This is a genomic window from Psychrobacter sp. CoH-33_TS_01, from assembly GCF_058189395.1.
In genome coordinates, this window is the sequence record NZ_JBVGQI010000004.1 from 1 (window position 1) to 26,381 (window position 26,381).

At 45.6% G+C, this 26,381-nt stretch carries 19 protein-coding genes; 12 read left to right on the top strand and 7 right to left on the bottom strand.

What is annotated here, in order from left to right; translation table 11 throughout:
* Positions 1 to 231 precede the first annotated feature (231 nt).
* The gene (locus ACZ2XM_RS07940) at positions 232 to 402 is read left to right on the top strand and encodes a hypothetical protein (RefSeq protein ID WP_490589458.1); all 171 of its coding nucleotides are present in this window, start codon (positions 232 to 234) and stop codon (positions 400 to 402) included.
* Positions 403 to 431: 29 nt separating this feature from the next.
* Here ACZ2XM_RS07940 and ACZ2XM_RS07945 read toward each other — a convergent pair whose 3' ends face one another.
* The 3 genes from ACZ2XM_RS07945 to pnuC all read right to left on the bottom strand — a co-directional run bounded on the left by ACZ2XM_RS07945 (position 432) and on the right by pnuC (position 2,454).
* Positions 432 to 1,064, bottom strand: coding sequence for a hypothetical protein (locus ACZ2XM_RS07945; RefSeq protein WP_490589457.1), 633 nt, complete (start codon positions 1,062 to 1,064; stop codon positions 432 to 434).
* Positions 1,065 to 1,220: 156 nt separating this feature from the next.
* Positions 1,221 to 1,796: an AAA family ATPase gene (locus tag ACZ2XM_RS07950; protein ID WP_490589456.1), complete on the bottom strand. Its 576-nt coding sequence runs from the start codon at positions 1,794 to 1,796 to the stop codon at positions 1,221 to 1,223.
* A complete protein-coding gene (pnuC, locus tag ACZ2XM_RS07955; protein WP_490589455.1) occupies positions 1,747 to 2,454 on the bottom strand; it encodes a nicotinamide riboside transporter PnuC in 708 nt (235 codons plus the stop codon). The genes ACZ2XM_RS07950 and pnuC overlap by 50 nt, the downstream gene beginning before the upstream one ends.
* 619 nt (positions 2,455 to 3,073) lie before the next feature.
* Here pnuC and ACZ2XM_RS07960 point away from each other — a divergent pair.
* The 6 genes from ACZ2XM_RS07960 (at position 3,074) to ACZ2XM_RS07985 (ending at position 12,641) form a co-directional block, all read left to right on the top strand.
* Positions 3,074 to 4,219 (top strand): beta-ketoacyl-ACP synthase III, encoded by a 1,146-nt coding sequence (locus ACZ2XM_RS07960; protein ID WP_490589454.1) that lies wholly within the window; start codon positions 3,074 to 3,076, stop codon positions 4,217 to 4,219.
* A gap of 347 nt (positions 4,220 to 4,566) precedes the next feature.
* Positions 4,567 to 5,658: a peptide chain release factor 1 gene (prfA, locus tag ACZ2XM_RS07965; RefSeq protein WP_490589453.1), complete on the top strand. Its 1,092-nt coding sequence runs from the start codon at positions 4,567 to 4,569 to the stop codon at positions 5,656 to 5,658.
* A gap of 131 nt (positions 5,659 to 5,789) precedes the next feature.
* Positions 5,790 to 7,322, top strand: a complete 1,533-nt coding sequence (gene lysS / locus ACZ2XM_RS07970) for a lysine--tRNA ligase (RefSeq protein ID WP_490589452.1) — start codon at positions 5,790 to 5,792, stop codon at positions 7,320 to 7,322.
* A gap of 260 nt (positions 7,323 to 7,582) precedes the next feature.
* Positions 7,583 to 8,821 carry a hypothetical protein gene (locus tag ACZ2XM_RS07975; protein ID WP_490589451.1) on the top strand — a complete coding sequence of 413 codons (1,239 nt, stop codon included), beginning with the start codon at positions 7,583 to 7,585 and terminating at the stop codon, positions 8,819 to 8,821.
* 404 nt (positions 8,822 to 9,225) lie between these two features.
* Positions 9,226 to 11,502 (top strand): DNA polymerase III subunit gamma/tau, encoded by a 2,277-nt coding sequence (gene dnaX, locus ACZ2XM_RS07980; protein ID WP_490589450.1) that lies wholly within the window; start codon positions 9,226 to 9,228, stop codon positions 11,500 to 11,502.
* A gap of 239 nt (positions 11,503 to 11,741) precedes the next feature.
* Positions 11,742 to 12,641 carry a LysR family transcriptional regulator gene (locus ACZ2XM_RS07985; RefSeq protein WP_490589449.1) on the top strand — a complete coding sequence of 300 codons (900 nt, stop codon included), beginning with the start codon at positions 11,742 to 11,744 and terminating at the stop codon, positions 12,639 to 12,641.
* A gap of 127 nt (positions 12,642 to 12,768) precedes the next feature.
* On the opposite strand, the gene ACZ2XM_RS07990 is transcribed toward ACZ2XM_RS07985, so the two are convergent.
* Positions 12,769 to 13,953 carry an aspartate aminotransferase family protein gene (locus tag ACZ2XM_RS07990; RefSeq protein ID WP_490589448.1) on the bottom strand — a complete coding sequence of 395 codons (1,185 nt, stop codon included), beginning with the start codon at positions 13,951 to 13,953 and terminating at the stop codon, positions 12,769 to 12,771.
* Positions 13,954 to 14,114: 161 nt separating this feature from the next.
* Entirely contained in the window at positions 14,115 to 14,348 is a 234-nt protein-coding gene (locus ACZ2XM_RS07995) for a DNA gyrase inhibitor YacG (protein ID WP_490589447.1), read from the bottom strand.
* A gap of 153 nt (positions 14,349 to 14,501) precedes the next feature.
* Here ACZ2XM_RS07995 and ACZ2XM_RS08000 point away from each other — a divergent pair, with 153 nt between their 5' ends.
* The 3 genes from ACZ2XM_RS08000 (at position 14,502) to ACZ2XM_RS08010 (ending at position 17,032) form a co-directional block, all read left to right on the top strand.
* Positions 14,502 to 15,152, top strand: coding sequence for a class I SAM-dependent methyltransferase (locus tag ACZ2XM_RS08000; protein ID WP_490589446.1), 651 nt, complete (start codon positions 14,502 to 14,504; stop codon positions 15,150 to 15,152).
* Positions 15,153 to 15,309: 157 nt separating this feature from the next.
* Positions 15,310 to 16,530, top strand: coding sequence for a WG repeat-containing protein (locus ACZ2XM_RS08005; protein ID WP_490589445.1), 1,221 nt, complete (start codon positions 15,310 to 15,312; stop codon positions 16,528 to 16,530).
* A 28-nt stretch (positions 16,531 to 16,558) separates the two neighbouring features.
* A complete protein-coding gene (locus ACZ2XM_RS08010; RefSeq protein WP_490589444.1) occupies positions 16,559 to 17,032 on the top strand; it encodes a GIY-YIG nuclease family protein in 474 nt (157 codons plus the stop codon).
* Positions 17,033 to 17,109: 77 nt separating this feature from the next.
* On the opposite strand, the gene ACZ2XM_RS08015 is transcribed toward ACZ2XM_RS08010, so the two are convergent.
* Together ACZ2XM_RS08015 and purD are read right to left on the bottom strand one after the other, a co-directional pair.
* Positions 17,110 to 18,516, bottom strand: a complete 1,407-nt coding sequence (locus tag ACZ2XM_RS08015; RefSeq protein WP_490589443.1) for an ABC1 kinase family protein — start codon at positions 18,514 to 18,516, stop codon at positions 17,110 to 17,112.
* A 78-nt stretch (positions 18,517 to 18,594) separates the two neighbouring features.
* Positions 18,595 to 19,893 carry a phosphoribosylamine--glycine ligase gene (gene purD, locus ACZ2XM_RS08020; protein WP_490589442.1) on the bottom strand — a complete coding sequence of 433 codons (1,299 nt, stop codon included), beginning with the start codon at positions 19,891 to 19,893 and terminating at the stop codon, positions 18,595 to 18,597.
* Between the two features lie 741 nt (positions 19,894 to 20,634).
* On the opposite strand from purD, the gene ACZ2XM_RS08025 reads away from it, so the two are divergent.
* Together ACZ2XM_RS08025 and ACZ2XM_RS08030 are read left to right on the top strand one after the other, a co-directional pair.
* Entirely contained in the window at positions 20,635 to 20,847 is a 213-nt protein-coding gene (locus ACZ2XM_RS08025) for a DUF2905 domain-containing protein (protein ID WP_490589441.1), read from the top strand.
* Between the two features lie 441 nt (positions 20,848 to 21,288).
* Entirely contained in the window at positions 21,289 to 26,142 is a 4,854-nt protein-coding gene (locus ACZ2XM_RS08030) for an NAD-glutamate dehydrogenase (RefSeq protein WP_490589440.1), read from the top strand.
* Positions 26,143 to 26,381: the final 239 nt, after the last annotated feature.

Consider the following 26,381-nt stretch of genomic DNA (forward strand, 5'->3'; position numbering starts at 1 on the left):
GTCTGCGCCGCCATGCGTAAGCTCGTTCATATCTGTTTCGGTGTCATAAAACACCAAATGCCTTATCAGCCTCAAGTAGCCCATATCACCACTTGATTCTGATTTAACAAGATGGTATCTACCGTATTTCTATAATTCTGCACCTAATCCTTATAATTATTAATAACGACCATAACTAGATTTTGCTAACATAGCCTATTGATTAACCATACTATTTTATAAGGTTATGTTATGAACCGTTTAATGATGCTAATAGGAAGTGTCGTCTTTGGCTATGCCGGTAGCTTTATCGCCAGCTTATTTGGCGCAAGTGATTGGTCGTCGGCAAGCTTAATCATGGGGTTAATTGGTGGCACCGTAGGTATATTCGTAGGGTGGTATGCAGCAGAGAATTGGATGTAATTTTTAGCTCAAATTACCGTAAGCCAAAGCTATTTTTGCTCAATGACAGTCAGCACAGGTAAGCTTCCCACTAAATCATGGCTTTTATGATAGCGGGTCATTAATACCTTGGTCACCGAGACGAGGTGTAGAGCCTCCTCTTTATGTCGATGCAGCTCTATTTTCAAATGATTGTCTTTAGTCAGGTTTTTCATTGCTTGATGATGGCTATCGACTAAAGGTAGGTTGAGATAGGAGATTAATCTACCGTTTCGAGTACGCCAGTTACTATAGTAAGCCCCATAAATATTCGCATAACTTACTGGCTGAAGTGTGCCTAGATTAAAACGACCCGGTCGGTATTGGATACCATCTTTATCAATAATCAGCACAACTGGGTTGGCCAGCCTATAGAGACTAAGAGCTAAGCCTATTAACATGCTAACTATCAAAACCCCACTAACAATCATGCCACTATGAAAACCAGAAAAGCCTTCAATGAGCAGCCCTTTGACAAAGACATATAAAAAAAAGCCCAGTAGAGGTATTAATAATATTTCTTTTAAACCTGAACGATCGATTGCGATAGGCAAAGTTATCTTGCCCATGTCAACGTTAGGATAGGGAACGTTGTCTTCAAAGATATAGTCGAGACTTCTGTTGTCAGCCTTTTTATCAACCATATACTTTCACTTTGCCTCTCACCAAGACTTTCAACTCGTTTATGAGCCCTAAGGCTTGGGGGAGTCCTAATTCAATATTATTAACGTGTGAGGGACTAAAGCCACCCCTCACCATGCTACTTAAACAAAATAGCCTAAGCAAATAAAAAAATTAACTCAACTCAAATCCGCTAACCATTCCGCCACCTGAGCAACCCGCACCTGCCTATCACCGCCAATCCGACGAAACGGCTTACCATGCCGCGTTAATTCCGCAGCAAATAAGTCGGCAATGTCTTCACGGCCATTCGGGCTATCGCGCAAATCGTCAGGCTCCCAAGGGATATCCACCTCTGTTAACAGGATCAAATCATAGTGGTGGGCGAGGGCAGCGTCAGTAAGCGCTTGCGGGCATTCGCCATAATATAAATTCGAGTAGACCATCAGCTCAAACAGACTGGTATCGCAAAATAGATATTGCGGCTCTTGCGCAGCGGCAGTGTTCTCAAGTGTCATCTGACCGCTTGCAATAGGCAATAAATCATCAAAGGTGCAGGTTAATTGCTGCGAGTCCCATTTTTCTTGCAAATACTCACGCATAAATTCGGGAACCCAAGGGGTCCCGAAATGTGCAGCTAAATCTTTACATAGAGTCGTCTTGCCCGTACTTTCAGCGCCCAGGATAGCGACGCTAATGACAGACTTAGGCGTATGCTGGCTCAGCTTGGAGCTGTATGCGGCGTTTCCATTCATAGTAAGCCCAGATTGCGATTAAGGTAAAGACCACATATTGCAGCGAGGTAAAGGTATAGCCCTTATAGAAATATAGCGGTACCGAGATAGCGTCAGCGACGATCCAGACCAACCAGTTTTCAATTTTACGCAGCGCCATTAGATACATTGCGATTAAAAACAACGCGGTAGTCAGCATGTCAGTGTAGTCGACCCAAGTAAATAAGTGTAGCCCAAGGACCGCTCCGTCAAAGCTAAAACCATTATTAATAACTGGGCGCAGGTAATAGACCAAAGCGACAAAGGCGGCAGAAGCGACCGCTAAAGTGAGCATGATGGGCACATCGCGCGCTTGGATGCGCTCAATCGTCACACCGTTCGTATCGGTATCCGTGCCAGTAGCTACCGTATTTTTATTCTGCGACCAGTTATACCAGCCATATAGGCTCATCGCCGTATAATACGCATTGATTAGCATATCGCCAAACAGTTGCCATTCCCACAGTAGGTAAACAAATAGGCCAGTACTTACTAAACCCACCGGATAGACCAGAATATTGGTTTTACGCGCCAGCAATACGCTAGCCACACCAAAAACCACGGCAATCAATTCTAAGCCGATAAATAGGGGGGAATAGGTTGCGTATTGGCCAAATAGCCATTCAAAAAGTCCTGCCATGATGCCTCTCAATAGCTAAATATTATTAACATGCTTGTTTTAAAGTTGGTGTTATTTTATATAAGGATGGTCATATTAGTGTGGGCTATATTCCAGACTGGTAGCCGCGGGTTAGTATACTATTAATGAAGCTAGCAAATGAGCCCTATACTGTCTATCTAGTACTCTGTAGCGTAGGGACATTAGGTTTTGAGAGAGTATGTAGTTATTGCTCGTTTATATTTAATAAAAAGAGTCTGTTAACGACAGGTATGCTGAGGGTAACCACAGTTGTAATAGTGGGCTTAGCTGCTATTATTGGTTTAGTCTACGAAATGGCTAGGCGTTTTAGCGCCCATGCTTTCGGCTATTCTCAGTAGATTACAGTTATTTGTAACAAAGTATTAGCAGAATACAATTAATAAGGCATAATAAAGCCATATTTTTAAGTATACAACCATTCACTAACAGCTGTTTACTCAGAATAATTGATAATCACTCACCTACTTTGATTGTCGCTGAGTCACTAAGCTGTTATTCATTAGTCGCCAACGCCACTAGCCAATCCCTAGTGTATTCAGTAGCTTTAGTATTTTGCTACTGCTTGAGACTTAAGTTAAACCCTGCCAAGGAAGCCCTTATGAAAAACTATATTACTGGAACCGGCCTATACATCCCACCTTACAGCATCAGCAATGAAGAATTGGTGGAGACGTTTAACCAGTATGTCGACAATTATAATGCTGAGCATGCCGAAGCGATTGCAGCGGGTACTGTGACGGAACTTCAGCATTCTTCTGCCGAATTTATCGAAAAGGTTTCTGGTATTAAATCGCGCTATGTCATGGAAAAGGCAGGTATTTTAAATCCTGAAATCATGGCTCCAGTTATCCCAGCTCGTAAGCTTGGCGAAGAGCTGTCAGTCATGGCTGAAATGGGCGTCGCAGCATTAAAAGACGCGCTAGCCGATGCTGGTCTAGAAGCCAATGATTTAGATGGTATTATCCTAGCTTGTTCAAACTTCCAACGTACTTATCCCGCCCTAGCTATCGAGATTCAAGATGCTATCGGCATGGTCGGTGGCTTTGCTTACGATATGAACGTAGCCTGTAGTGCAGCGACCTTTGGTCTAGCACAAGCGGCTGGTTGTATCTCTGCGGGTCTGGGCAAACGTATTGCCGTGGTCAACGTCGAGATTACCTCTGCGCATCTGAACTGGCGCAACCGTGACAGCCATTTCATCTTTGGTGATGTCGCTACTGCTTCGATTTTAGAGTCTTTAGAGACGCCAAAAGGCTATGAAGTCATTAACAGTAAGCTGTTCTCCCAGTTTTCTACCAATATTAAAAACGAATACGGCTTTATGGACCGCGCTGAGTACCTAGCGGCTGAATCGGTCATGTATCCTGATATTAAAGAGCCTGTTACCGATAAGTTATTTCTACAAAATGGCCGTAAAGTATTCCGTGAAGTGTGCCCGAAAGTTTCTGAGATTATCCTAGAGCATTTACAAGAGAATGAGCTGGCCGCTAGTGATGTGAAAATGATGTGGTTGCACCAAGCCAACGCTAATATGTTAGACCTTATTTTACGTACCGTAGTCGGTCGTGATGCGGACAAGTCTATTGCACCTAGCGTGATTGCCGAGTTTGCTAATACCAGTTCAGCCAGTCCCATTATCGTTTTCCATCGCTATAAAGATGAGTTGGCGTCAGGCGATTTAGGCGTTATCTGCTCCTTTGGCGCGGGTTATTCGATTGGCTCAGTGCTGGTCCGTAAGGTATAAGCTATAAGTTTGGCAGTGATTGAGCAGGATTTAGGATGATGCAGAGTGAGTAAGGTATTAATTCTCTAACTGCTCTATAGCGTCTTTTAATCATTGCCTCTTATTACCTCGATTCTTACCATATCTTGAAGAAAGCCAAGTCAGCCAATTGACTTGGCTTTTTACGTTTAGGGTATGACATTAGGACTGTGAATTTTTAAACTACTCTGTATTATTTCGCCATTTAATAACAATAACCAGCAATCTCACCCCTATGACCACACTTTACTAAAAGGGATTTCAGCAACCTGCACAAAGTTTGTTATAATCGCTGTCTTATTTTTATATTCAGAATAAAAGCACCCCCTATGAAAGAATCCTTACGCTTACGCTTAGATCAGATGGTCGATCGTCATGAAGAAGTGACCGCCCTGTTATCCGACCCTGATATTATTAGCGACAATGACAAATTCCGTGAACTCTCAATGGAGTATAGCGACCTAGGCGAGATTACCGCCTTGTGGTTACGCTACGTGCAGGCCGAGACTGATCAGGCTGATGCCGAAGAGATGCTGAACGAAGCTAGCGATCCTGAAATGAAAGAAATGATGCAGGATGAGATTGATACCGCTCGCCAGGCCATTGTAGACATGGAAGAAGAGCTCAATGTCATGATGTTGCCAAAAGACCCGAATGATAAAGTCCCAGCATTCTTAGAGATTCGTGCTGGCACGGGTGGCGATGAAGCCTCTATCTTCTCTGGTGACTTATTCCGCATGTACCAGAAATATGCAGCGACGCAAGGCTGGACGTTGGAGGTTTTATCCGCTAACGAAGGCGAGCATGGTGGTTATAAAGAAATCATTAGCCGCGTATCAGGGACTGGCGTGTATGGCCGCTTGAAGTTTGAGTCCGGCGCGCACCGTGTGCAACGTGTCCCAGAGACCGAGAGTCAAGGCCGTGTGCATACCTCAGCTTGTACCGTTGCGGTAATGCCGGTCGTTGAGATTGATGATACCGTAGATATTAATCCTGCCGATATCCGCTTTGATACCTTCCGCTCTAGTGGTGCTGGTGGTCAGCACGTTAACACTACGGATTCAGCGGTACGTTTAACGCATATTCCTACGGGTGTCGTGGCGGAGTGTCAGCAAGAGCGTAGCCAACATAAAAACCGTGCTAAAGCCATGCAGATGTTGATTTCACGTATTCAGCAAGCCAAAGTGAAGGCGCAGGTTGATACCGCAGATGAGTTACGTCGTGACTTGGTCGGTAGCGGAGACCGCTCAGAGCGTATTCGTACTTATAACTTCCCACAGGGTCGTATGACGGATCACCGTATCAACTTGACCCTCTATAAGCTTGACTCTATTATGGAAGGCGACTTAGACGAAGTGTTAGATGCGCTACTTCGCGAGCATCAGGCCGACTTGATGGCGACTATTGGTGGTGCTGACTAAGTGCAGCAGGGCTTATTAGCACAGTATTGCATTTTTCTCTATCGCAGCAATTTATTGAACGGCTACTGGCAGCGCAAATCTTAGTTTTGTGCTGCTAGTCTATTTATTTACCTAACAATTTTGAGATTCTTATGTCAAAGCAAAATAATCAAGACCAAGCCCCAGCTATGGAAGATACTAATGAGCTGATTGCCCAACGCCAAGCTAAGCTGGATGACATTGCTGCCGCAGGAAAACAGCCGTACCCGAATAAATTCAAACGCACCGATTATGCGCAAGATTTACAAGAGGCTTTTGACGGAATCTCAAAAGAAGAAATCGAAGAAAAAGCGGCCAATGGCGAAAAGACTCAAGTTAAAGTAGCCGGTCGGGTCATGCTCAACCGTGGCGCTTTTATCGTGATTCAAGATATGACGGGTCGTATCCAGTTATATGTTGCGCGTAAAGAATTAGATGAAGCCACCCTAGCAGATATTAAATCCTTGGATTTAGGTGATATCGTAGGTGTCTCAGGCTATATCGGTCGTTCAGGTAAAGGCGACTTATATGTGCATATCGAAGAGTTTACGCTACTGACCAAATCGTTACGTCCTATGCCGAACAAATTCCATGGCTTAGCAGACGTCGAAGCCCGCTATCGCAACCGTCATCTAGATTTGATGACCAATGAAGACAGCCGCAATACCTTTATGATTCGCAGCCAAGTCATCAGTGGTATTCGTCAGTTTATGCTCAATGAAAAGTTCATGGAAGTTGAGACTCCGATGATGCACCCGATCCCAGGTGGCGCGGTCGCTCGTCCTTTTATCACTCATCATAATGCCCTAGATATGCCGTTATACCTGCGTATCGCGCCAGAGCTTTACTTAAAGCGTTTGGTCGTGGGCGGTTTTGATCGCGTGTTTGAGATTAACCGCAGCTTCCGTAACGAAGGGGTATCTACTCGCCATAACCCTGAATTCACTATGATCGAATTCTATCAAGCCTATGCTGATTATCATGATTTGATGGACTTGACTGAGCGTCTGTTTAATCAACTGGCGACGAATATCTTAGGCTCTACCGAAATCACTTATCAAGGTGAAGAAATTAGCTTAAAAGCGCCGTTTATTCGTCTGTCGATGAAAGATGCTATCGCTGAACACGCGGAAGGCTTCGATATGAGCCGTATCGATGACCGCGACTATCTTGCTGATTACGCACAAAATACTTTAAAGCAGCAAGTGAAAGAAGGCTTTGGTATCGGTAAATTGCATACGATTATCTTTGAAGAGACCGCTGAGCATAAATTACGCCAGCCAACCTTTATCACTGAATATCCAGCAGAGACTTCACCGCTAGCACGTCGTAGTGATGACAATCCTGAGATTACCGATCGCTTTGAGCTATTCATTGGCGGCCGTGAGCTGGCCAACGGCTTTAGTGAGCTGAATGACCCAGCCGACCAAGCCGAGCGCTTCCGTGGCCAAGTCGCTGAAAAAGATGCTGGTGATGATGAGGCGATGCATTTTGATGCGGACTATATCGAAGCTTTATCGTATGGCTTGCCACCGACAGCGGGTGAGGGTATTGGTATTGACCGTCTGGTGATGCTATTCACTGATGCAGCCAGTATCCGTGATGTGATTCTCTTCCCACATATGCGTCCTAAAACCGACGCTTAAGTCACGGTTTAGCCCTCATTGAACAATGACTAAGTCATGTTTAGGCCATTATTAGGCTATTGTTAAAGGCGCTGCAGATTTGTAGCGCCTTTATCAGTATAAAGACATGCGCGTTAGATAGGCGTAAGACTTAATAACAATAGACTAAAGTTGTGATATAGTTAAAATGGCTAAATTGGCAAGCATCACTATAGGCTTGTCAGTTTTTCTTTGTTTAATTTTCATGCGTTTATGAATGGGTCAAAGTAAAAAAGGATATTATGACAGCCACTAACGGACAGCCTACCCCTTGGCAAATGATGATTCAGCGTAGTTTTTTATCTTTATATTTACTACCCAACGTCGACATAAAAAAAGCGGATAAATTTCAGGGCTACGATTACGTCTTTGAATTCGCTGATGCGACCTTATATTTACTTATTGAAGCCAATGTGTTGCAGACCAGCCGTCCGCAAATACAGAACAGTCAGGTGCACGAGCTCAGAAAACAGACCGTCAATCAACAGATTAAACGGCATGCTCAGCTCTACCAAAAAAACACCAAAGGCAACGACTCTCCAGCAAGTGAAAAACCGGTATTTTTTGTGGGTCTGACCTCGCTGTCTATTCAGCAAGATCAGGAAATGTATACGATTACCCATCAGTTTGGCAGCACTTTCTTTGCCGAAGAGTGCGTGCTAGATTTGGACAATGAAGACCAAGTTCTGCAGATATTCAGTTTGCAAAGTTTCGTCGATATCATCACCAGACTACAGACGCCTAGCGACCTGAATAGCTTCTTACAGTATCATCGCACTAGCCTAGTACAGCAGCGTACTTTTAGCAGTGAGTCTGAGCTACTCGAGCACTTCTTACGCTCGCCGGTATTCTACCAACGGGCTATTGGTGTGCAGAAGCAATTGATTGAAATTGGCTTGTTAGATGAAGTAGAGCCGCGACTATTGCAAGCGCTTTCGCCCAATCAAACAGAGCATATGCAAGCGCTGAGTGAGCAGCTGCAGAAAAATACTGCGATGTGGTATAAGTTGATTAATGGCCTCACCAAGCGTTTGTATCAAGTCGGTGAGCCGCTGCCCGCTGAGCTGGTCAAAAAGCTAATCGCTGAGTCGATGTATACGCGCACTTGCTTGATGGAAGAAATCCTAGCGTATACTGAGTCCAGCCCTGAAGAGCGTCAGCAAGGCTATGTGCGCCATCAGCATTCTTATAATGCTTTCGGTCGGCATTATATGCTGGTGTTTTATGGGCAAGACCCTAACAGTGCTTTAAGTGCGGACACGGTACGCGCGCAATATAACGACATGCTGTTTGAAGTCAACTCGCAGCTACAAGACCCGGTGATGGATGATTTGTTCTTAATCGGGGTGCACTTTAGCGCTCATAAAGATACGGGCAATACGGAAGTGCAGATTGAGGTTTATCATCAAGAAGGTTCCAAATTAACCGCTGATGTGCAACGTCTATATGCCCAGCTTGCGCAGCTCAAAACTCAGTCCTAAGCTCAAGGCGCTAGTATATTAGCGCTCCAGTATATTAGAGCTCAAGTAGGGTTGTCAGCAGCCGTCTGATTCTGATAATACTAAAGTTTTGATAAAATTTTACGAATGCGCCTTTATGCAAATACAGGCGCATTTTTAGTTTAAGCCGTTTTAGAATACTGAGCGGAGAGGCCGGTTAATGCCCCGTTACTGGCTTGAATGCAGTATAATATAGCTGTTTTTTTCTTCAAAAAATGCCCGAGAAAATACGCCATTGCCTATTCAATACTTATCTTATAGCGTTAAGAGTGGTATGGTAGGCAAGGTCTATAGCGTCTTATTCTCTACAGCGTTCTCTACAGCGTTCTCTACTACGCTACTGCAAGCTTAGGTCACTTTTCACCTTCACTCAATCGGCACTCTTTATGTCTCAGCAATACCAAGTCCTTGCCCGTAAATACCGCCCAAAAAACTTCCATGAGTTGATTGGGCAAGACCATGTGTCGCATGCCCTTATTAATGCTATTGATTATGAGAGGCTGCATCATGCGTACCTGTTTACCGGCACACGTGGGGTTGGTAAGACGACTATTGCGCGTATTTTATCTAAATGCCTAAACTGTGATACTGGGGTGACCAGTAAGCCGTGTGGCGTCTGCGATAACTGTGTGGCCATTGATGAAGGGCGTTTTATCGATCTGATTGAGATTGATGCGGCGTCACGTACGAAGGTGGAGGATACCCGCGAGCTGCTAGACAATGTGCCGTATGCGCCGACTCAAGGGCGTTACAAGGTTTATCTAATCGATGAAGTGCATATGCTGTCCACGCACAGTTTTAATGCGCTGCTAAAGACTTTGGAAGAGCCGCCAGCCCACGTCAAATTTCTATTAGCGACCACCGATCCGCAGAAATTACCTATTACCATTATCTCGCGCTGTCTGCAGTTTGTATTACGCCCTTTACCGCAAGTGCTACTGTCTGAGCATCTGGCGAATATCTTAACGCAAGAGCACGTCACCTATTCAGACCCAGCATTATGGCAGCTGGCTAATGCCGCAAAAGGCTCCGTGCGTGATGCCTTGTCTTTGACCGATCAAGCAATTGCCTTTGGTCAAGGCAGTCTGACGGACGATACAGTTAATAACATGCTAGGGCTGATTAATAGTGCGGATCTGCTTAGCCTGTTAGCGGATATCTATAGCAATAATCGTAGCGCTGTAGCGGCGCAAATCCAGCAGATGCGCCTGCAGATGGTAGATGCGTCTGGTATGTTTGATGGCCTAGCAGAATTGCTGCATCAGATGGCCTTAGTACAGTTATTGCCGGAGATTGCGCTAGGGCTGGATGAGCGCCAAGAGCAAGCCATTATTGAGCTGGCAAACCGTATTAGCCCTGAAGTTTTGCAATTATATTATGAAATTGTGGTGCAGGCTCGCGAAGGGATACGTCTGGCCAATACCCCGATGCAGTCGCTTGAGATGTGCTTGTTACGCTTATTAGCTTTCCGCCCTTTAAGTGATAACGAAGTGGCGGTTACGCCTGTTGCTTCGACTGCTGCCACGCCGCAAATAACGCACACGGCTAGCGAACCGGCTGCTTATGACAGTACAACTAGTGCAGCAGATGCTAGTGATAATGAGCTAAGTGATAATCAAAATAATCAGGCTGATGGCTTTTTAACAAGTAGTGAAGAGGTGAATACTCCTGCTATAGAATCTCCATTAGCAGACGAACCTCTTGCTACAACTCCTACTGTCTCTGACGATACAAATAATACGTTTGATGAGTCGCAGAGCTTAGCTAATACTTCTTTTAATAATGAAGGTTTTCAAGAGCTAGAGGCTGTCAGTACTGAAAACATAGAAGCAGTGTCTTATTCAGAAACAATGTCTTACTCGGAGTCAGATGCTAATGCAGACAATTTTAACCACCAAGCTACTGATGCTGTAGATAATCAGCAAGCGGCCGACTATGGTGCCATAAGCGATGTTACGGCTAGCCAGTATGAAGAAAAGATAGAAGAGGGTAATGATGCGCAAGTCATGGAGAGTCCGGTTGCAGAAGCAGAAACGCTAAGTGACCCTATTAGCCAAGCTGAACCTGAGTTAACCTTACAGCCTGAGCCTATCGTTGAGTCGCAACCATTAGAGCAGCCTGCGCCAGTAGCACAGCCGCAACCGACCGTTGATTCTATTCAGCCAGTCGAGCCCACGCAGGAGTTGACGGTATTGCCCGATGACCCACGTAGCCTACTTAAATGTCCAGCGCAAACTTTGGCAGGCGAGTGGAGTGTAGAAAAGTGGGATTACTGGCTACAGACCGCGCGAGAAAACAAGCAACTGGCAGAAGATGAGTTGGCACTAGCTCGCCAAGGCGTGATGACTGGCTTATGTGATGGCGACGCTACCTTCTTAACCGGAGTGAACAGTCCGCATTTGCACGCCACCTTCGCGCAGTTAGTAGGCAAGATTCAGCAGCAGTTCCCCAATACCCAGATTACTTTGCAAGTAGACCCCAGTATTGGTCAGCAAGCGGTTACTGCGACAGGTAGCGGCGGTACCCCGGAGATGCGCCAAAAGCAGCGTTTACAGCAAGCAGAAATGGTCGCCACGCAGAAATTACAACAATCACCGGTTATGCAATATCTAGCTAATCTTGGCCAAGGGCAAATGGGTAAGGTAAAAATTATAGGTATTTGAACAGTATACGAGTAATGATTTTATACAGTCTAAAGATTGCATAAAGTCACTCATAACAATTAGTATACAACTTGGTTAGTCTGGGTAATCTATGCTATGAGAGAACCTTAATAAGTCTAAAAGTTATTTCTGGGTAACTTTGTACGTAAACTAACATTTTCTGGTGGAAATGTAAGATACGCTAATAGGTATTCAATTATAATACTTTAGATTTATTACAAACTGACAGAGTGGTAATTATGTTAGATAATTTACGTGGTATGGCGGTGTTCGCTAGTGTGGTTGGACATGGCTCATTTAGTGGCTCAGCAAGAGAGCTTGGTATAACGACTAGTGCGGTTAGTCAGCAAATCCGTTCTTTAGAAAATGACTTGGGTGTGGTTTTATTACACCGCTCCACTCGTAAGCTGAGTTTAACAGAAGCGGGCGCCAGTTTTTACGAAGCCGCGAAAGACGTAGTTAGCGCAGCAGAGCAGGGTCGTATCCGCGTAAACCAATTGCGTGATGAGTTGGCTGGTGTGTTACGTATCGCGACGACACCAGAGTTGGGCGTTAATCGTATCTTGCCCGCGCTATCGACTTGGATGGCAGCGCACGATGATTTAAACATCCATTTCTTAGCAGACAACTCTTATGTAGACATGATCGATGAGCGTATCGACATTGCTATTCGTATGAGTCCTAGTATCAATGATTCCAACTTAAGCAGCCATCCTTTGGCCGATGTTCGCCAAATCTTGGTAGCCTCTCCTGATTATTTACGTCAACGTGACAAGATCGAAAAGCCAAAAGATCTGACCTCGCATCAGTTGATTTGTATCGACTTGATGAAAGATGGTCATCAGTTGGACTTTACCCAGACTGAAACGGGTAAAAAGACACGCATTAAGATGAATTCTCGTATTCATACCAATAACGTTTTCGTAGCGACTACTTTAGCTAAAGAAGGTCATGGCTTAGTACGTTTGATGGAAATGGATACTAAGAAAGAATTGGAATCTGGTGAGTTGGTCGAAGTATTACTAGACTATCAATTGCCAAGTTTTGTCCTGTATGCTGTGACCCTAAACCGTGAGCAGCAACCTGCGAAGATTACTCGTTGCTTAGAAGTGTTGAAAAAATACTTCCATTCAGCTTAAGCTTCTGCAATTTAGAGTCTCAAGTTTAGAATCTAAGGTGTAAAGACGATAAGCTACAGTATAGAATGAAAAAGCCGCTTAACTCATAAAGTTAGGCGGCTTTTTTAGGTCACGGGTTTAGTGAAAGCTATAAAATATTTGCGCTTTTAATGGTGTTAATGAGGCGCTCAGCAATTTGCTCACTCTCATTACGTTGGATATTTAAGGTCGGCAATAGACGCACTACGTGACCCCCGGTAATATTGATGATGAGCTTTTGCTCGTCGCGAGCGATATCTACTAACGCGCCACAATCTGCGGTCTCTGGTAAGACGATACCAATCATCATGCCGGCACCGCGACTGCTCACACCCTGTGCGCCAAACTCGTCGGTAAGTGCCTGGCGAATAAAGTCGCCTTCTCGTACGGCATTAGCCATTACATCGCCTGTTAATAGCTCGTACACGGTATGTACTACACGGCTCGCCAGCGGTGTGCCACCATAAGTTGAGCCATGGCTGCCAGCGCTAAATAGGCTAGCGGCACGACCACGCACCATACAAGCGCCAACAGGGAAGCCATTACCCAACCCTTTAGCGGTTGTTAACACATCCGGTTGGCTTTGGCTATGGTGGTAAGCAAAAGGCTTGCCCGTACGACCATTACCTGTCTGTACCTCGTCTAGCATATATAGCCAGTCATGGCTGTCGCATAGTGCCGCAACCTCGTCTAGGAAAGCGAAACCATTAGCGGCCGTATTTAAACCACCTTCCCCTTGAATAGGCTCCAAAAAGATGGCGCAGATATCTTCGTGGTCTTTAGCGGCTTGCTGGATAGCTGCGATATCACCGAAAGGGACTCGGATAAAGTCGTCATCCAAGGTAAAGAAGCCTTCACGAGCTTTTGGATTTGCTGTAGCCGATACCGTCAACAGGGTGCGACCGTGAAAAGACTTTTCCATCACGATGACTTTAGGACGCTTAAGGCCTTTATTGTGCGCAAATAGACGGGCTAATTTTAAAGCCGCTTCATTGGCTTCTGCACCACTATTGGCAAAAAACACATTGTCCATCCCTGCCGCCACGCACAATGACTCACCCGCGCGCTCTTGCCAATCGATACCATATAAATTACTGGTATGCACTAACGTCGCTGCTTGCTCTTGAATGGCGCGCGTAATATCAGGCTGGCAATGGCCAAGACCGCAGACCGCAATACCAGTCAGAGCATCAAGATACGGGGTATCATCAGCCGTATATAACCAACTGCCTTGCCCGCGGACAAAGCTGATAGGCTGGCGATTATAAGTGGGCATTAGATAAGATTGCGACATAGAAAATCCTTAAATCGTGGTAAGGCTTAGGGCGATTAAAATGCCCTAATGGCGGTGGCTATAAGCTTGATAAGTAGGTCAAGGCGCTAGAGGGACTTTTTTATAGAAAGTAGCGTTTTTATAAACACAATGAGTCATAGCTAGCTGACTGAGTCAGAAAATTAATAGTCGTCGTCGGCAGCTTCTTGAATGTCCGATGAAAAAGGACTGTCTTCGGCCCCAAATTTATAATCTTCATTGGCCCAAGCCCCTAAGTCTATCAATTTGCAGCGTGGGCTACAAAAGGGCTTGTTAGGGTTGTCCTGCCAAGGCGTTTTGGTGCCGCAGCGTGGGCAAGGGTAAGTTTTGGGGGTAGAGGCCGTATTCGGCGTATCTGGCACTGAGGATTGAGTCATAAGAATGCGTTTCATTGGCGAGAATAGGAGGAGTAAAGTATCATAGCATGGCCGGCTAAAAACACAATCCAACTTAATCACCTTAGCCCTTACCTAAATTTCATCCTTTCTTTTAGTTATCTTTCATTCACTATAGGTCTGCTCATACTTACTATGCTATCTCATCATCAAACCCGACCCTTTAAACCTGAAAAGCTTAAGCCGCCCCGCGATTTTAATGCGCCTGTATTGCTGCCCAATAAACGCCTGATTATTGAGATTGGCGCCGGTAAAGGCAAGCATGCGCTGCAATATGCCACAGCTAACCCTAGTGACCAACTGATCGCTATTGAGCGCACTCGTGATAAGTTTGATGCTTTCCAAAAGCTAGCCACGAGTGCAAAGCTGAATAACCTGATGCTCACCCATGCCGATGCCATACCTTGGATAATCAATGCCTTGCCGCCGGCTAGTGTTGATGGAGCCTACATTCTTTATCCCAATCCAGAGCCGCACAATCCCAATCAACAGTGGTTAAACATGCCGTTCTTTGAGTTTTTACTATCTCGCTTGAAGCCGGGCAGTCAGATTGTCCTCGCCAGCAATATCGACAGCTATATCGATACGGCTTATGAGCAAGCGGTGCAGACTTGGTGTTTACCTACTGAGCGGACGCCAGTAGCTATAGACAGTCAGCGTACGCATTTTGAAGTTAAGTACCTAGCGCGTGGCGAGACTTGTTGGCAGCTGACGATGATCAAGCCTGAAGGGTATGTCACGCGCTTTGATGATTGGCTAGCTAGTGAGCAGAATAGTCTTAAGTAGCTAGTCTTAATTAGCTAGTTTTCGATTGGGCAGGGAAGCATAGTAGGTGTTGAGCTGATTTTTAATACTGGTGCTTAGTTCTAAAATGTACCTATTGAAACAGAGCTTATTTATCTAGAATGCTTAAGAATAATAACAACAATAAAAAGGATTTTTAATGTTTAGTAAGCTGATTAAAATCATGCAATTGCTTAAGAGCTTATTCAATTTTTCCGGTAATAGCAGCGCTCCAGCTATTGTCTATGATGCGCGCTATCCTTTTGCCTATGCCGATGAGTTTAGCGAAGGACTAGCGACGATAGAAAAGGACGGTAAGTGCGGCTTTATTGACCAAAACGGTACTATAGTGATTGCCTGTGAGTTTGACGATGCTGAATATTTTAATGAAGGTCTTGCCCCTGTGCGGCAAGGTAAGCATTGGGGGCATATCGACCAGACTGGTAAGGTAGTGACGCCGCTAATCTATGATGAAGCCGACTTTCTAATGGACGGACTCGCCTTTGTGATGCAACAGGGTCAGTACGGCTGCGTGGATAAAACTGGAACGCTGGTGGTTCCTTGCCAGTTTGATGATGCCCTATCGTTTGATGAAGGGCGAGCACCCGTCGCAAAAGGGGGTCAATATAGCTATTTAAATGAGTCTGGCAAGTTGCTTAAAGATTATCAGTTTGAAGATGCTGAGTACTTTAATGAAGGCCGCGCTCTGGTGCAACAAAATGGGCTATATGGTTATGTTGATCCTAATATTAACCTGGTTATTCCTTGTCAGTTTACAGCGGCAGAGCCCTTTCAAGATGGAGTAGCAGCGGTCAAAAAAGACGGGCTTTGGGGCGTTATCGATAAACAAGGTAAATTATTATTGCCTTACCGATACCAAGTGCCTTTATCGTTTGTAGAAGGTTTGGCTGGGATACAGGAAGGCAGCTTTCAAGAGGCTAATTCACAAGCACAGCAGCATCGGTTAATAAGTACCTTCAATAGCAAAAGCGACTCTGAGAAGAAATGGGGCTATATCAATAAGTCTGGTAGGCTAGTCATTCCTTATCAGTTTGAGCAAGTTTCTATATTTAGCGAGGGGCTGGCGGGCGTGCAACTGCAAGGTAAAGCGGGCTACATCAATTCTACCGGCAAAGTAGTGATTCCTTACAGTTACGATGAGGGTAGACCTTTTAAAGAGGGTCTGGCTGCCGTAATAGTTGACGGGCAAACCGGCTTTATTAATCGATTGAGAGCGTTAGTTATTCCTACACAGTTTCACTATGCTGAGGATTTTACGGAAAGCATGGCGTTAGTTATGAATGAGCACGGCCAATTTGGCTATATTAATACCCAAGGCGAGTTTCTGCGTTTGCAGACGTCAGAAAGGGTAAGGTATTAAAGCAGTGATAAAGGTTTCCACAGTCAGTATGAATACTTTTATTCCCCAAGTCTTAGCGCTAGCCGATATTCCAGCGCCTCTTTGGACAACAGAAGCTAGTCAATTGCCAAAAGCTGTAGGGTCTTATATTTTAGTTATGCAGTTGGCAGAAGATAAGACGATAACCATTGGTAAGTTAGGCGTCTTTAAATTGCGCGCAGGCAGTTATTATTACGTGGGCAGTGCTATGGGAGGTGGTGGACTTGCCAGCCGAGTAGGGCGGCACTTTAGAGCAGACCCTGATAAAAAACTGCGCTGGCACGTCGATTACCTACGGGCTGAGATGACCCTGCTAGGATGTTGGGTGTGGCAAAGCGCCACAAGGATTGAATGTGCTATTGCGCAGCAGCTTAGTATAGCGATTAAAAATACGGAACAAGGTTTAGTAATGGCGAAAGTAGGCAGTAGCGACTGCCGTTGCCCAGGTCACGTCTTTTATGTAAATGATAGTTTTGAAAAGTAGCAGGCAAAAAAACACCCCACGTAAAGTGAGGTGTCATTAATATCAAATCTATTCATATTACTTTTATTATCAACGTACTATAGCACCGCAGCAATCAAAGGTCTGGATTCTGTATGGGCATCCAATACGGTTAAGAAAGTATAGGCGCCAATAAACTTACGACTGATAAACATCAGCTCTTTTGGCGGCAAGCTAAACTCTGTAGATTGCATGGCTGAGCCCGCCTCTTTCATAATACGCTGATGCAGTCGGCTCTCCGCCCAGCTATACAGACCATCGCTATCGATTAGCGCTGGCGGTATATCGGGATTAAGCTCAGGTAGGCTGAAAGGCTCGGTAGCCGTCAAGAATACTCTGGCCATATCTTCACGCACGCTCTGGCTCATCGTATCCAAAAACTCATAACCATGCATAGAGGCGAGCATAGCGTCAAAGTCATGATAGAAGCCGGCTTCTAATAGTCCGCGCGCAATACGCAGCAGATGGTCATCAAACTGGCGAATCGCCCCAAAGTCTAGTAAGACCACTTGATCCTGTACTTCGCTGTCAGCAGTGAGGTCAGTCGCCGTATCTTCGGGATTATTGATGCGGATCAGGTAATTACCGAAGTTTGGATCGGTCTGCATCTCGCCCCAAACGAAAATCTCCTGCAGCATAATCTCAATAGCGGCCTGACCTAATGCGTTACGGCGCGACTGGCTGAGTTGACGCAGGCTAGGGTCCGTAATAGAAACCCCATGCTCAAAAGTCATACATAACAGACGCTCGGAGCTATAGCGGCGGATAATTTGCGGCACTACATAGCGATTGTCGTCTTTCAGACGGTCATAAAAGCGCTCTGTAGTCGCAGCTTCAGCCAGATAATCGACTTCTTGATGCAGCAAGTCTTGAATCTCGGCAAACCACTCATCAAAGATGCGGGTCTGCGGCACCGCTTTGGTCACCCGTAGCAGATGCTTAAAGAGGCTTAAATCTGAGTCAATCGCATCGGCAACGCCAGGATACTGCACCTTCAGCACGACGACTTGACCAGTCTCACGAATGATAGCCTTATGCACTTGCGCTAAAGAAGCGGTGCCGATAGGTACCGGATCAATCTCTAGCTCAGCGTATAAGTCCCCCAATTGTGCTTTAAGCGTCTTTTGCATAGACGTCCAAGACAGGGTAGCCGTATTGTCATTCAGGCTTTGCAGAGCTTCTGTAATTTCGGGCGGCAAAAAGTGCTCACCGTATAGCGCTAGCATCTGGCCTATTTTGACGACCGAGCCTTTCAGTTTACCGAGCTCATCCGCTAAGTATTTAGCTTGCTCTTGCATAAAGGCTTGATTGCGAGTTCTGCGGTCTTCTTTATTTAAGAACAGCCCAGAGACACTATTGCCTGCCCAGCGCTTACCCAATTGTAGCGAGGTCTTAGCAATAGACAAGCGTCTGTCTAGGCGTGAAGTCTTTAATTCATCAAGCGTGGAGTTCGAGTTATCAGCCATAAAAACCTATCCATCTGGATCACCGGCGTGAATAAAAATAAAACCGCAGTAAAGTAGAGCTATACGATTTTGTCGGAATTAGTTTTGACGAGCGATGGCTTGGTAGCCGATATCGCGGCGGTACTGCGCCCCGTCAAAACGAATGCTGGCAACCGTCTGTAAGGCAGCTTGCTGGGCGTCAAAAATAGTCTCACCTAAGGCAGTGACGCATAATACGCGGCCGCCATCAGTGACGATATGAGCGTTGTCTGCTGCGGTCTTAGTACCGGCATGGAAGACTTTAATTGTAGGGTCTTCTTCAGTATGGTCTAGCTCAGGTAACCCAGTGATGACATCGCCCTTAGACGAAGTTTCCGGATAGCCTTTTGATGCCAATACGATACCTAACGCTGGACGAGGGTCCCAATCCGCACTCTCAGGTAGCTTGCCTGCTAAACCTTGCTCAATCAATGCGACTAAAGAGGTATTTAAGCGCATTAAGATAGGCTGAGTCTCTGGGTCGCCAAAGCGGCAGTTAAACTCGATGACATAAGGGTCACCCGCGTCATCAATCATAAGACCTGCGTAGAGGAAACCCGTATAAGGATGGCCTGCAGCTTTCATCTGCTCGACGACAGGACGAATCACGCGCTCAATGACTTTATCATAGACCGCGTCCGTCACGACAGGAGCAGGTGAGTACGCACCCATACCACCAGTATTAGGCCCTTTATCGCCTTCAAAAGCGCGCTTATGGTCTTGGCTGGTCGCCATTGGCAGAATGTTGTCGCCATCAATCATGCAGATAAAGCTGGCTTCTTCGCCGGTCAAAAACTGCTCAATGACCACACGGCTACCAGCTGCCCCAAATTTATTATCCGCTAGCATGTCATCAATAGCGGCATGCGCATCCGCCACAGTTTCTGCGACGATGACGCCTTTACCCGCTGCTAAGCCATCGGCCTTAACAACGATAGGGGCACCATGAGTATCGACATAAGCTTTTGCTGCCGCCGCTTCAGTGAAGGCCTCATAACCTGCAGTCGGTACGTTGGCCGCTTCCATAAACTCTTTTGCAAAAGTCTTTGAGCCTTCAAGCTGAGCACAGTATTTACTAGGGCCCCAAGTTGGGATACCGGCAGCACGGCAGTCATCGACTAGGCCAGCTACTAGCGGCGCTTCTGGCCCTACAATGATCATATCAACCGCATTGTTTTGGCAAAATTCGATAACGGCTTGATGATTATCGGTGTCTAGCGCAATGTTTTCACACTTATTCTCTAAGGTCGTACCAGCATTACCGGGGGCAATATAGATGGTGTTGACCTTGTCGTCTTTAGCACATTGCCATGCTAGCGCATGCTCACGACCGCCTGATCCGATAATTAGAATATTCATAGTGCTGTCCATAACTTGGTTCGTTACCTATAGTAGGGGAATGAAAAATAAAATAAGGGGAGAAAAGTCAATCAGTAGCGTGCAGTATTGTTAGTGTTGTTTAAGCTGCCGGTCTTTAAGGCTGGTTTAATCGCCAGTAGTCGGTCACCTAATATAAGCCGCTAATTCGTAAAAACGCTGCGTTCTCCAAACTGGCGCTAGAGTAATACGTCTAATGCACAGTTGCAGTAACTGGTTTGTGCGATTTAATCGCTTATTATTAGGGTTTTCTGCGCCCATAAAACCTTTATAACCTTAGAGATACTGATAAAACAGTACAACTGTAAGCTTTAGCTAAAACAGTATAGCTTAAGGGCAGGCTATCTTAACAAAATTCGTGACCATTTGGCTACGTGGTTACTGATAGGTCACCAATTCAAGCAATAAAAACACTAATCCGCCTAGGTTTAATAGCCGATGCCATTAAAGTGAAGCAGATTGTCTCAGTAATCCTTGTTTGACCTAGCACACTCTATTTCTAGTACAGGGTTTACTGCAGTTTTAACCCTGACCTTAAAGCGGCTTTTAACGGAAAAAAACGTAGGCAGAAAAGGAATATTGCTATAGTAAGCTATAGTAGTAAGAGGCAAAGTAGCGGGCTGCTTAGTGTTCTTTATTCGGGCACGCTAGCCTATATTCAACTGCTTCTATTTAACTGTCTTTATTTAAATTGAATAAGCGTTACTTATAAAAGGAGGGGTGATGGCAAAGGTATTAATTATTCTAGGTATAGTGCTAGTTTTGGTCGGTCTAGTATGGTTGGTCTTTCCAGGCGCCTTTTCTTGGTTAGGTCGCTTGCCTGGGGATATCAGTTACAGCTCTGACTCGGGCAATACGCGTTTTTATTTTCCTATAGTCACGATGATTGTCATCAGTATCGTAGCTAGTATTTTGCTGAATTTATTCAGTCGCTAGCTATTTAAGATAGTGGTTTAGGTTGCGGATTTGCTAGGTTAGTGAACACTCATAACCATTTCTTTTCTACCCACTAGCTATAGCCAAGTAATCGCTATAAACCAATGATTTCAGCAGCTGTTTACTTGCGCTAACCCTACTATTAATTATCTATTTGTTACTCATTAATGAAACATTCTTACACCCCTTTAGACGCAGCTTGTGATGCGTTAAAATTACGGGTAACGGCATTACTCCTACCATAAGCTATGGCATATGCATCAAGATGTTATTGCTAGCGAATTCAACTTTTATTAGACCATTTGTACATCACGTGGTCAGGGTTTGCTATTGGTTATTTATAGTAAATGAGTCTCATTATCTATGGGCTGTAAGATGTCGTTTATGTCCGTTTAATTATTTAGCACGACCCATAACCATAATCAAAATCAAGGATTGAACATGCCCAACACCTTAACGATCTCTCCCGAGCGCGTGCACCAGATTAGTGAGATTGCTAGCAGTTATATTCAAGAAGACAAGGCTATATTGGCGCAATTTATTAATCGCTACTACCAGTCATTGCATAGCGCAGTAGCGGATACGATAAGTGACGTTGATTTAGCGGGTATGGCGCTACATCACTATACGTTAGTTAAGCAGTATGATGGTCAGCAGCCTAGCCTGTGCCTATTGAATCCTAGTGCCGAAGAGCAGCATTTTCATAGTACGCGCACAGTCATTCAGATGGTCGCTTATGATCGTCCCTTTTTAGTAGACACTATGAGCATGTGCATCGAGGCGCAAGGCTTAGAAGTGCATCGCATTTATAACACTATTTTGGATGTGCAGCGCGATGACCACGGTCAAATCACTGCCATCGAGAGTGCAGAAGATAGTGATACCCGTCACTTGTCGCTCATTCATTGTGAGATTGACCGTATTGATGCGCAGGAGCTGGCCACCTTACGTCAAGCCCTATTGGATAAAGTCGCTACGCTAGATTGTGTGGTCGCGGATTGGGGCATGATGCAGGACAGACTGGCGCAAATTAAAGAGGAGTTAAAAGGTCAGCAGCTGCCTGAGGCTTATCATACTGCTGAAGAGATTCAAGCGTTTCTAGAATGGGTAATGAACGATAACTTTATCTTTTTAGGGTTTCGCGAATACCGTTTAGAGAATGGCGATACTGTCAAAGAGGGCAGTGAGGCGCATCTAAAAGATGAGTTAAATCTTATTAGCGTCGGCGGTAGTGGGCTAGGTATTCTAAAGGGCGGTAGCGAAGACACTCGCTCGGAAAGCTTTGCGCAGATGCCTGATAATCTAAAAAAACTGCTAACCATACCCCGAGTATTGCTACTGTCTAAGTCTAGCCATGTCTCGCCTGTACATCGTCCGGTCTATATGGACTTTTTGGGCATTCATAAATTTAATGAGGCCGGCGAGCTGATTGGTGAATACCGCTTTGTGGGCTTATTGACCTCGCAAGCTTATCAATTGACCGTGCAGCAAATCCCACTACTGCGCGAAAAAGCCAATAAGATTATGGCGATGGCTGATTTACCGCGCAATGGGCATAACTATCAAAAGTTGATGACTATTATCAATGCCTTGCCGCGTGATGACCTGTTCCAGGCCAGTATTCAAGAGCTGTATCCTATCGTGTCAGGGATTGCCGAACTGCAAGATAAAAAACGTTTGCGTATCTTTAGTCGCACTGATCACTACCAACGTTTTGTCTCAAGCCTCGTGTATATTCCACGCAATAAGTTCAATACCGAGCTGCGTATCAAGGTGCAAGAAGCGCTGATTAAAGCATTTGGCGGCATCTCTTCAGGGTTCACTACAGAGTTTAACGAGTCCTATCATGCTCGCGTGCATGTGCATGTGCGTACCGTGCCCGGCCAAATTAATGAGGTCGACTTGCCGGCCTTAGAAGATGAGCTGAACACGTTGATGGAAGCGTGGACAGACCGCTATCAACAAGTATTGGTTGAAACCGTCGGGGCGCAACGTGCTAATGCCTTGTCTAAGCAATATTTATCCTATATTCCAGCGGCTTACCAAGAGCGCTTTGATGTACGTACCGGGGTAGAAGATACCAAACGTTTGGCCAATCTAAGCCAAGACAATCCGATGCTCTGGCATTTGTATCAATCTACGGGTGATGACAGCAACCAGTTGCACCTCAAGCTTTATGGGTTAAATAAACCAGCTATCTTGTCGCATATCCTGCCAATTTTAGAAGATTTTGGGGTATCGGTTATCTCCGCGCAGACCTATGAGTTTGACTTGCCAGAAAAAGCCACTTGGCTGCAAGAATATGAGCTGACTTTACGCCATGCGGAGGCGGTTGATTTGGCCGTAGTCCGCGAGCAATTTGAAGACAGCCTGGCGCAAATTTGGGCGGGCCGCGTCGAGAGCGATTCGCTGAATGAATTGGTGCTAACCACTAAGCTGGAAACCTTTGAGGTGGTTGTATTGCGCGCGTTAATGCGTTATATGCTACAAGCTAAAGCCCCTTTCTCGAGCCAATATATTCAGCAAACCTTGGTTAAAAATAGCACGATGGCCGTTATGCTCGCCGAGCTGTTTGATGCCCGTCTGAACCCGGCTTATGATGACAGCACTCGTGAGAGTAAAGTTGACGATACTTTGGCGCAGATTAAAACCGCACTGACTAGCGTAGTGAGCTTAGATGAAGACCGTATCCTGCGTTGGTACCTCGACTTGATTAACGCCATTTTACGGACCAATTTCTATCAGCGCGATAGCGATGGTCAGCGCAAAGATCGGTTGGCGTTTAAGTTTGCGGCCAGTCAGATTCCTAATCTACCCAAACCAAAACCCATGTTCGAAATCTTTGTTTATTCGCCAAGAGTCGAGGCTGTGCATCTGCGCGGTGGCAAAGTGGCGCGTGGTGGTTTACGTTGGTCTGACCGCATGGAAGACTACCGTACTGAAGTGTTGGGACTGGTCAAAGCTCAGATGGTGAAAAACGCCGTTATCGTACCTGTGGGCTCGAAAGGTGGCTTTATCGTTAAGCGCAAGTCCATGGCCGATGGCCGTGAAGCCTTCCAAAAAGAAGGCATTGAGTGCTACCAGACTTTCTTACGCGGTATGCTCGATGTGACCGATAATTTAGTCGATGGCGCTATCGTCGCTCCGGACAACACGGTTCGCCATGATGAAGATGATCCGTACTTGGTCGTTGCGGCAGATAAAGGCACAGCGAGCTTCTCAGATATCGCCAATGGTATCTCAGCAGAATATAACTTCTGGCTCGATGACGCCTTTGCTTCCGGTGGCTCAGTAGGCTATGACCATAAAGCGATGGGCATCACCGCTCGTGGCGCTTGGGAGTCGGTCAAACGTCATTTCAGAATGCTAGGGCGTGATATTCAAAATAAAGACGACTTCACTGTGGTCGGTATCGGTGACATGAGTGGCGACGTCTTTGGTAATGGCATGCTGCGCTCAACCCATACGCAACTGCAAGCTGCGTTTAACCACTTGCATATCTTTATCGATCCAAACCCGGATACAGCAAGCTCGTATGCTGAACGCGACCGTCTTTTCAAATTACCACGCTCAACTTGGGAAGATTATAACCAAGACCTTATTAGCCAAGGTGGCGGTATCTTCTCGCGTCAGGATAAGTCCATCGCTATCAGCGACGAGATGAAAGCTGCGTTTGCTATTGAAGCTGATAGTCTAGCGCCAAACGAGCTGATTAATGCCTTGCTAAAAGCCCCAGTCGACCTGATTTGGAACGGCGGTATCGGGACTTATATTAAGAGCAGTGCCGAAAGCAATACGGAAGTCGGCGATCGTGCTAATGATGCGGTCCGAGTCAATGGTAGTGAAATCCGTGCCAAGGTCGTCGGCGAAGGCGGTAACTTGGGTTGTACGCAACGTGGCCGTATCGAATACGCCTTATCAGGTGGCCCTGAGCACGCTGGCGGGCACATCTATACGGATGCTATCGATAACTCAGGTGGCGTCAACTGCTCGGATCACGAAGTGAATATCAAAATCTTACTAGGGGATATTGTCGAACAAGGCGATATGACTGTTAAGCAGCGTAATGAGCTGTTAGAGAGTATGACGACTGATGTGGCAGAGCTGGTACTGCGCCAAAACTACTTGCAGCCGCAAGCGATTGAGCTGAGCCATCTACATGCTGCCGGTAACTTGGGCGACCATGCCCGCTTTATCGAGTATTTAGAGAATGAAGGCCGTCTGGACCGTGCTATTGAATTCTTACCTAGCGAAGACGAGATTGAAGCCCGTCAAAAGGTCAATATCGGTCTCACGCGTCCAGAGCTAGCTGTAGTGTTGGCTTATGGCAAAATGTGGATCTACGACCAACTGCTAGCGTCTGACTTACCAGATGATCAGTACTTCGTCAATGAGCTGCGTAAATACTTCCCGAATGAGCTGGCGAGCCGCTTCTTTGATGAGATGATGAATCACCGTCTGCATCGTGAGATTATCAGTACTTATCTGACCAATAGCGTGGGCAATAGACTGGGTATCGAATCAGTATTCCGTCTATCGGAAGAGACTGGCCAGAGTATGGCGACGTTAATCCGTGCCTATGCGATTGCCCGTGATATCTTCGATATTGGTGGGGTGTGGCAGCGTTTAGAAGCTTTGGACAATCAAGTGGATGCAGTGGTCTTGCTCAAAATGGAGACGCGTATTCGTGAGGCTTTAGAGCAAGGCATGGTGTGGTTAATCAATACCTTTGGTAGCGAGCTGCCAGTAGCCGGTATCATTAAACGTTTTGAAGGCAGCGTGCAAGACTTGACCAAGCCTCAAGGCATTATCGATACTCAGTTTGAAGAGCACTTGCAGGGCGATATTCAAGGTATGCTTGAGCAAGGATTAACCGATAGCGATGCCAGTATCTTTGCTATCTTACCGTACGCTATTGATGCGTTAGATACCGCGCTATTGGCTGAAAAGTATGAGCGCAGTGTCGATGAGATTGCAGGCTTGTATTTTGCGGCTTACCAGAGTCTACATATGGACTGGTTAATCCAACATATCGACGAGTTGCCACAGCAGAATCATTGGGATCGCCGTGCCCGTTCGGCCCTCATTAACGAGGTGTCGCGTAGCTTACGTCAGATGCTAAATGTATTGCTAATGCAAGATGATGCGGCGGCTAGCTTTAAAGCGTGGCAGCAAGCTCATCAAGCGCAGCTCGATTGTATTAATGACGAGATGCAAAAGTTAGACGCATCAGAAGTCGGTTTATCCGCATTATCCGTATTGCTCAGTGAGTTAAATAAACTTATTGTGGATTAATAGCTGAACCAATAATGTGCTAATAGAAGGGGTGTCATAATTATGATGCCCCTTTTTTAATGGTCTAAATATATAATGAATCCCGCTTAAAACGATCACAATTTATAAAAAGAAAAAAAGCCAACTAGGTAAATAAGCGCGCTTTACAATCAAACTGCTAATGACTCTGTTAAGATGCTAAACTGTTAAAAAGCGCAGCTCAATGCCAGACATTAAAATAAAAAGCTATTGATTCACTG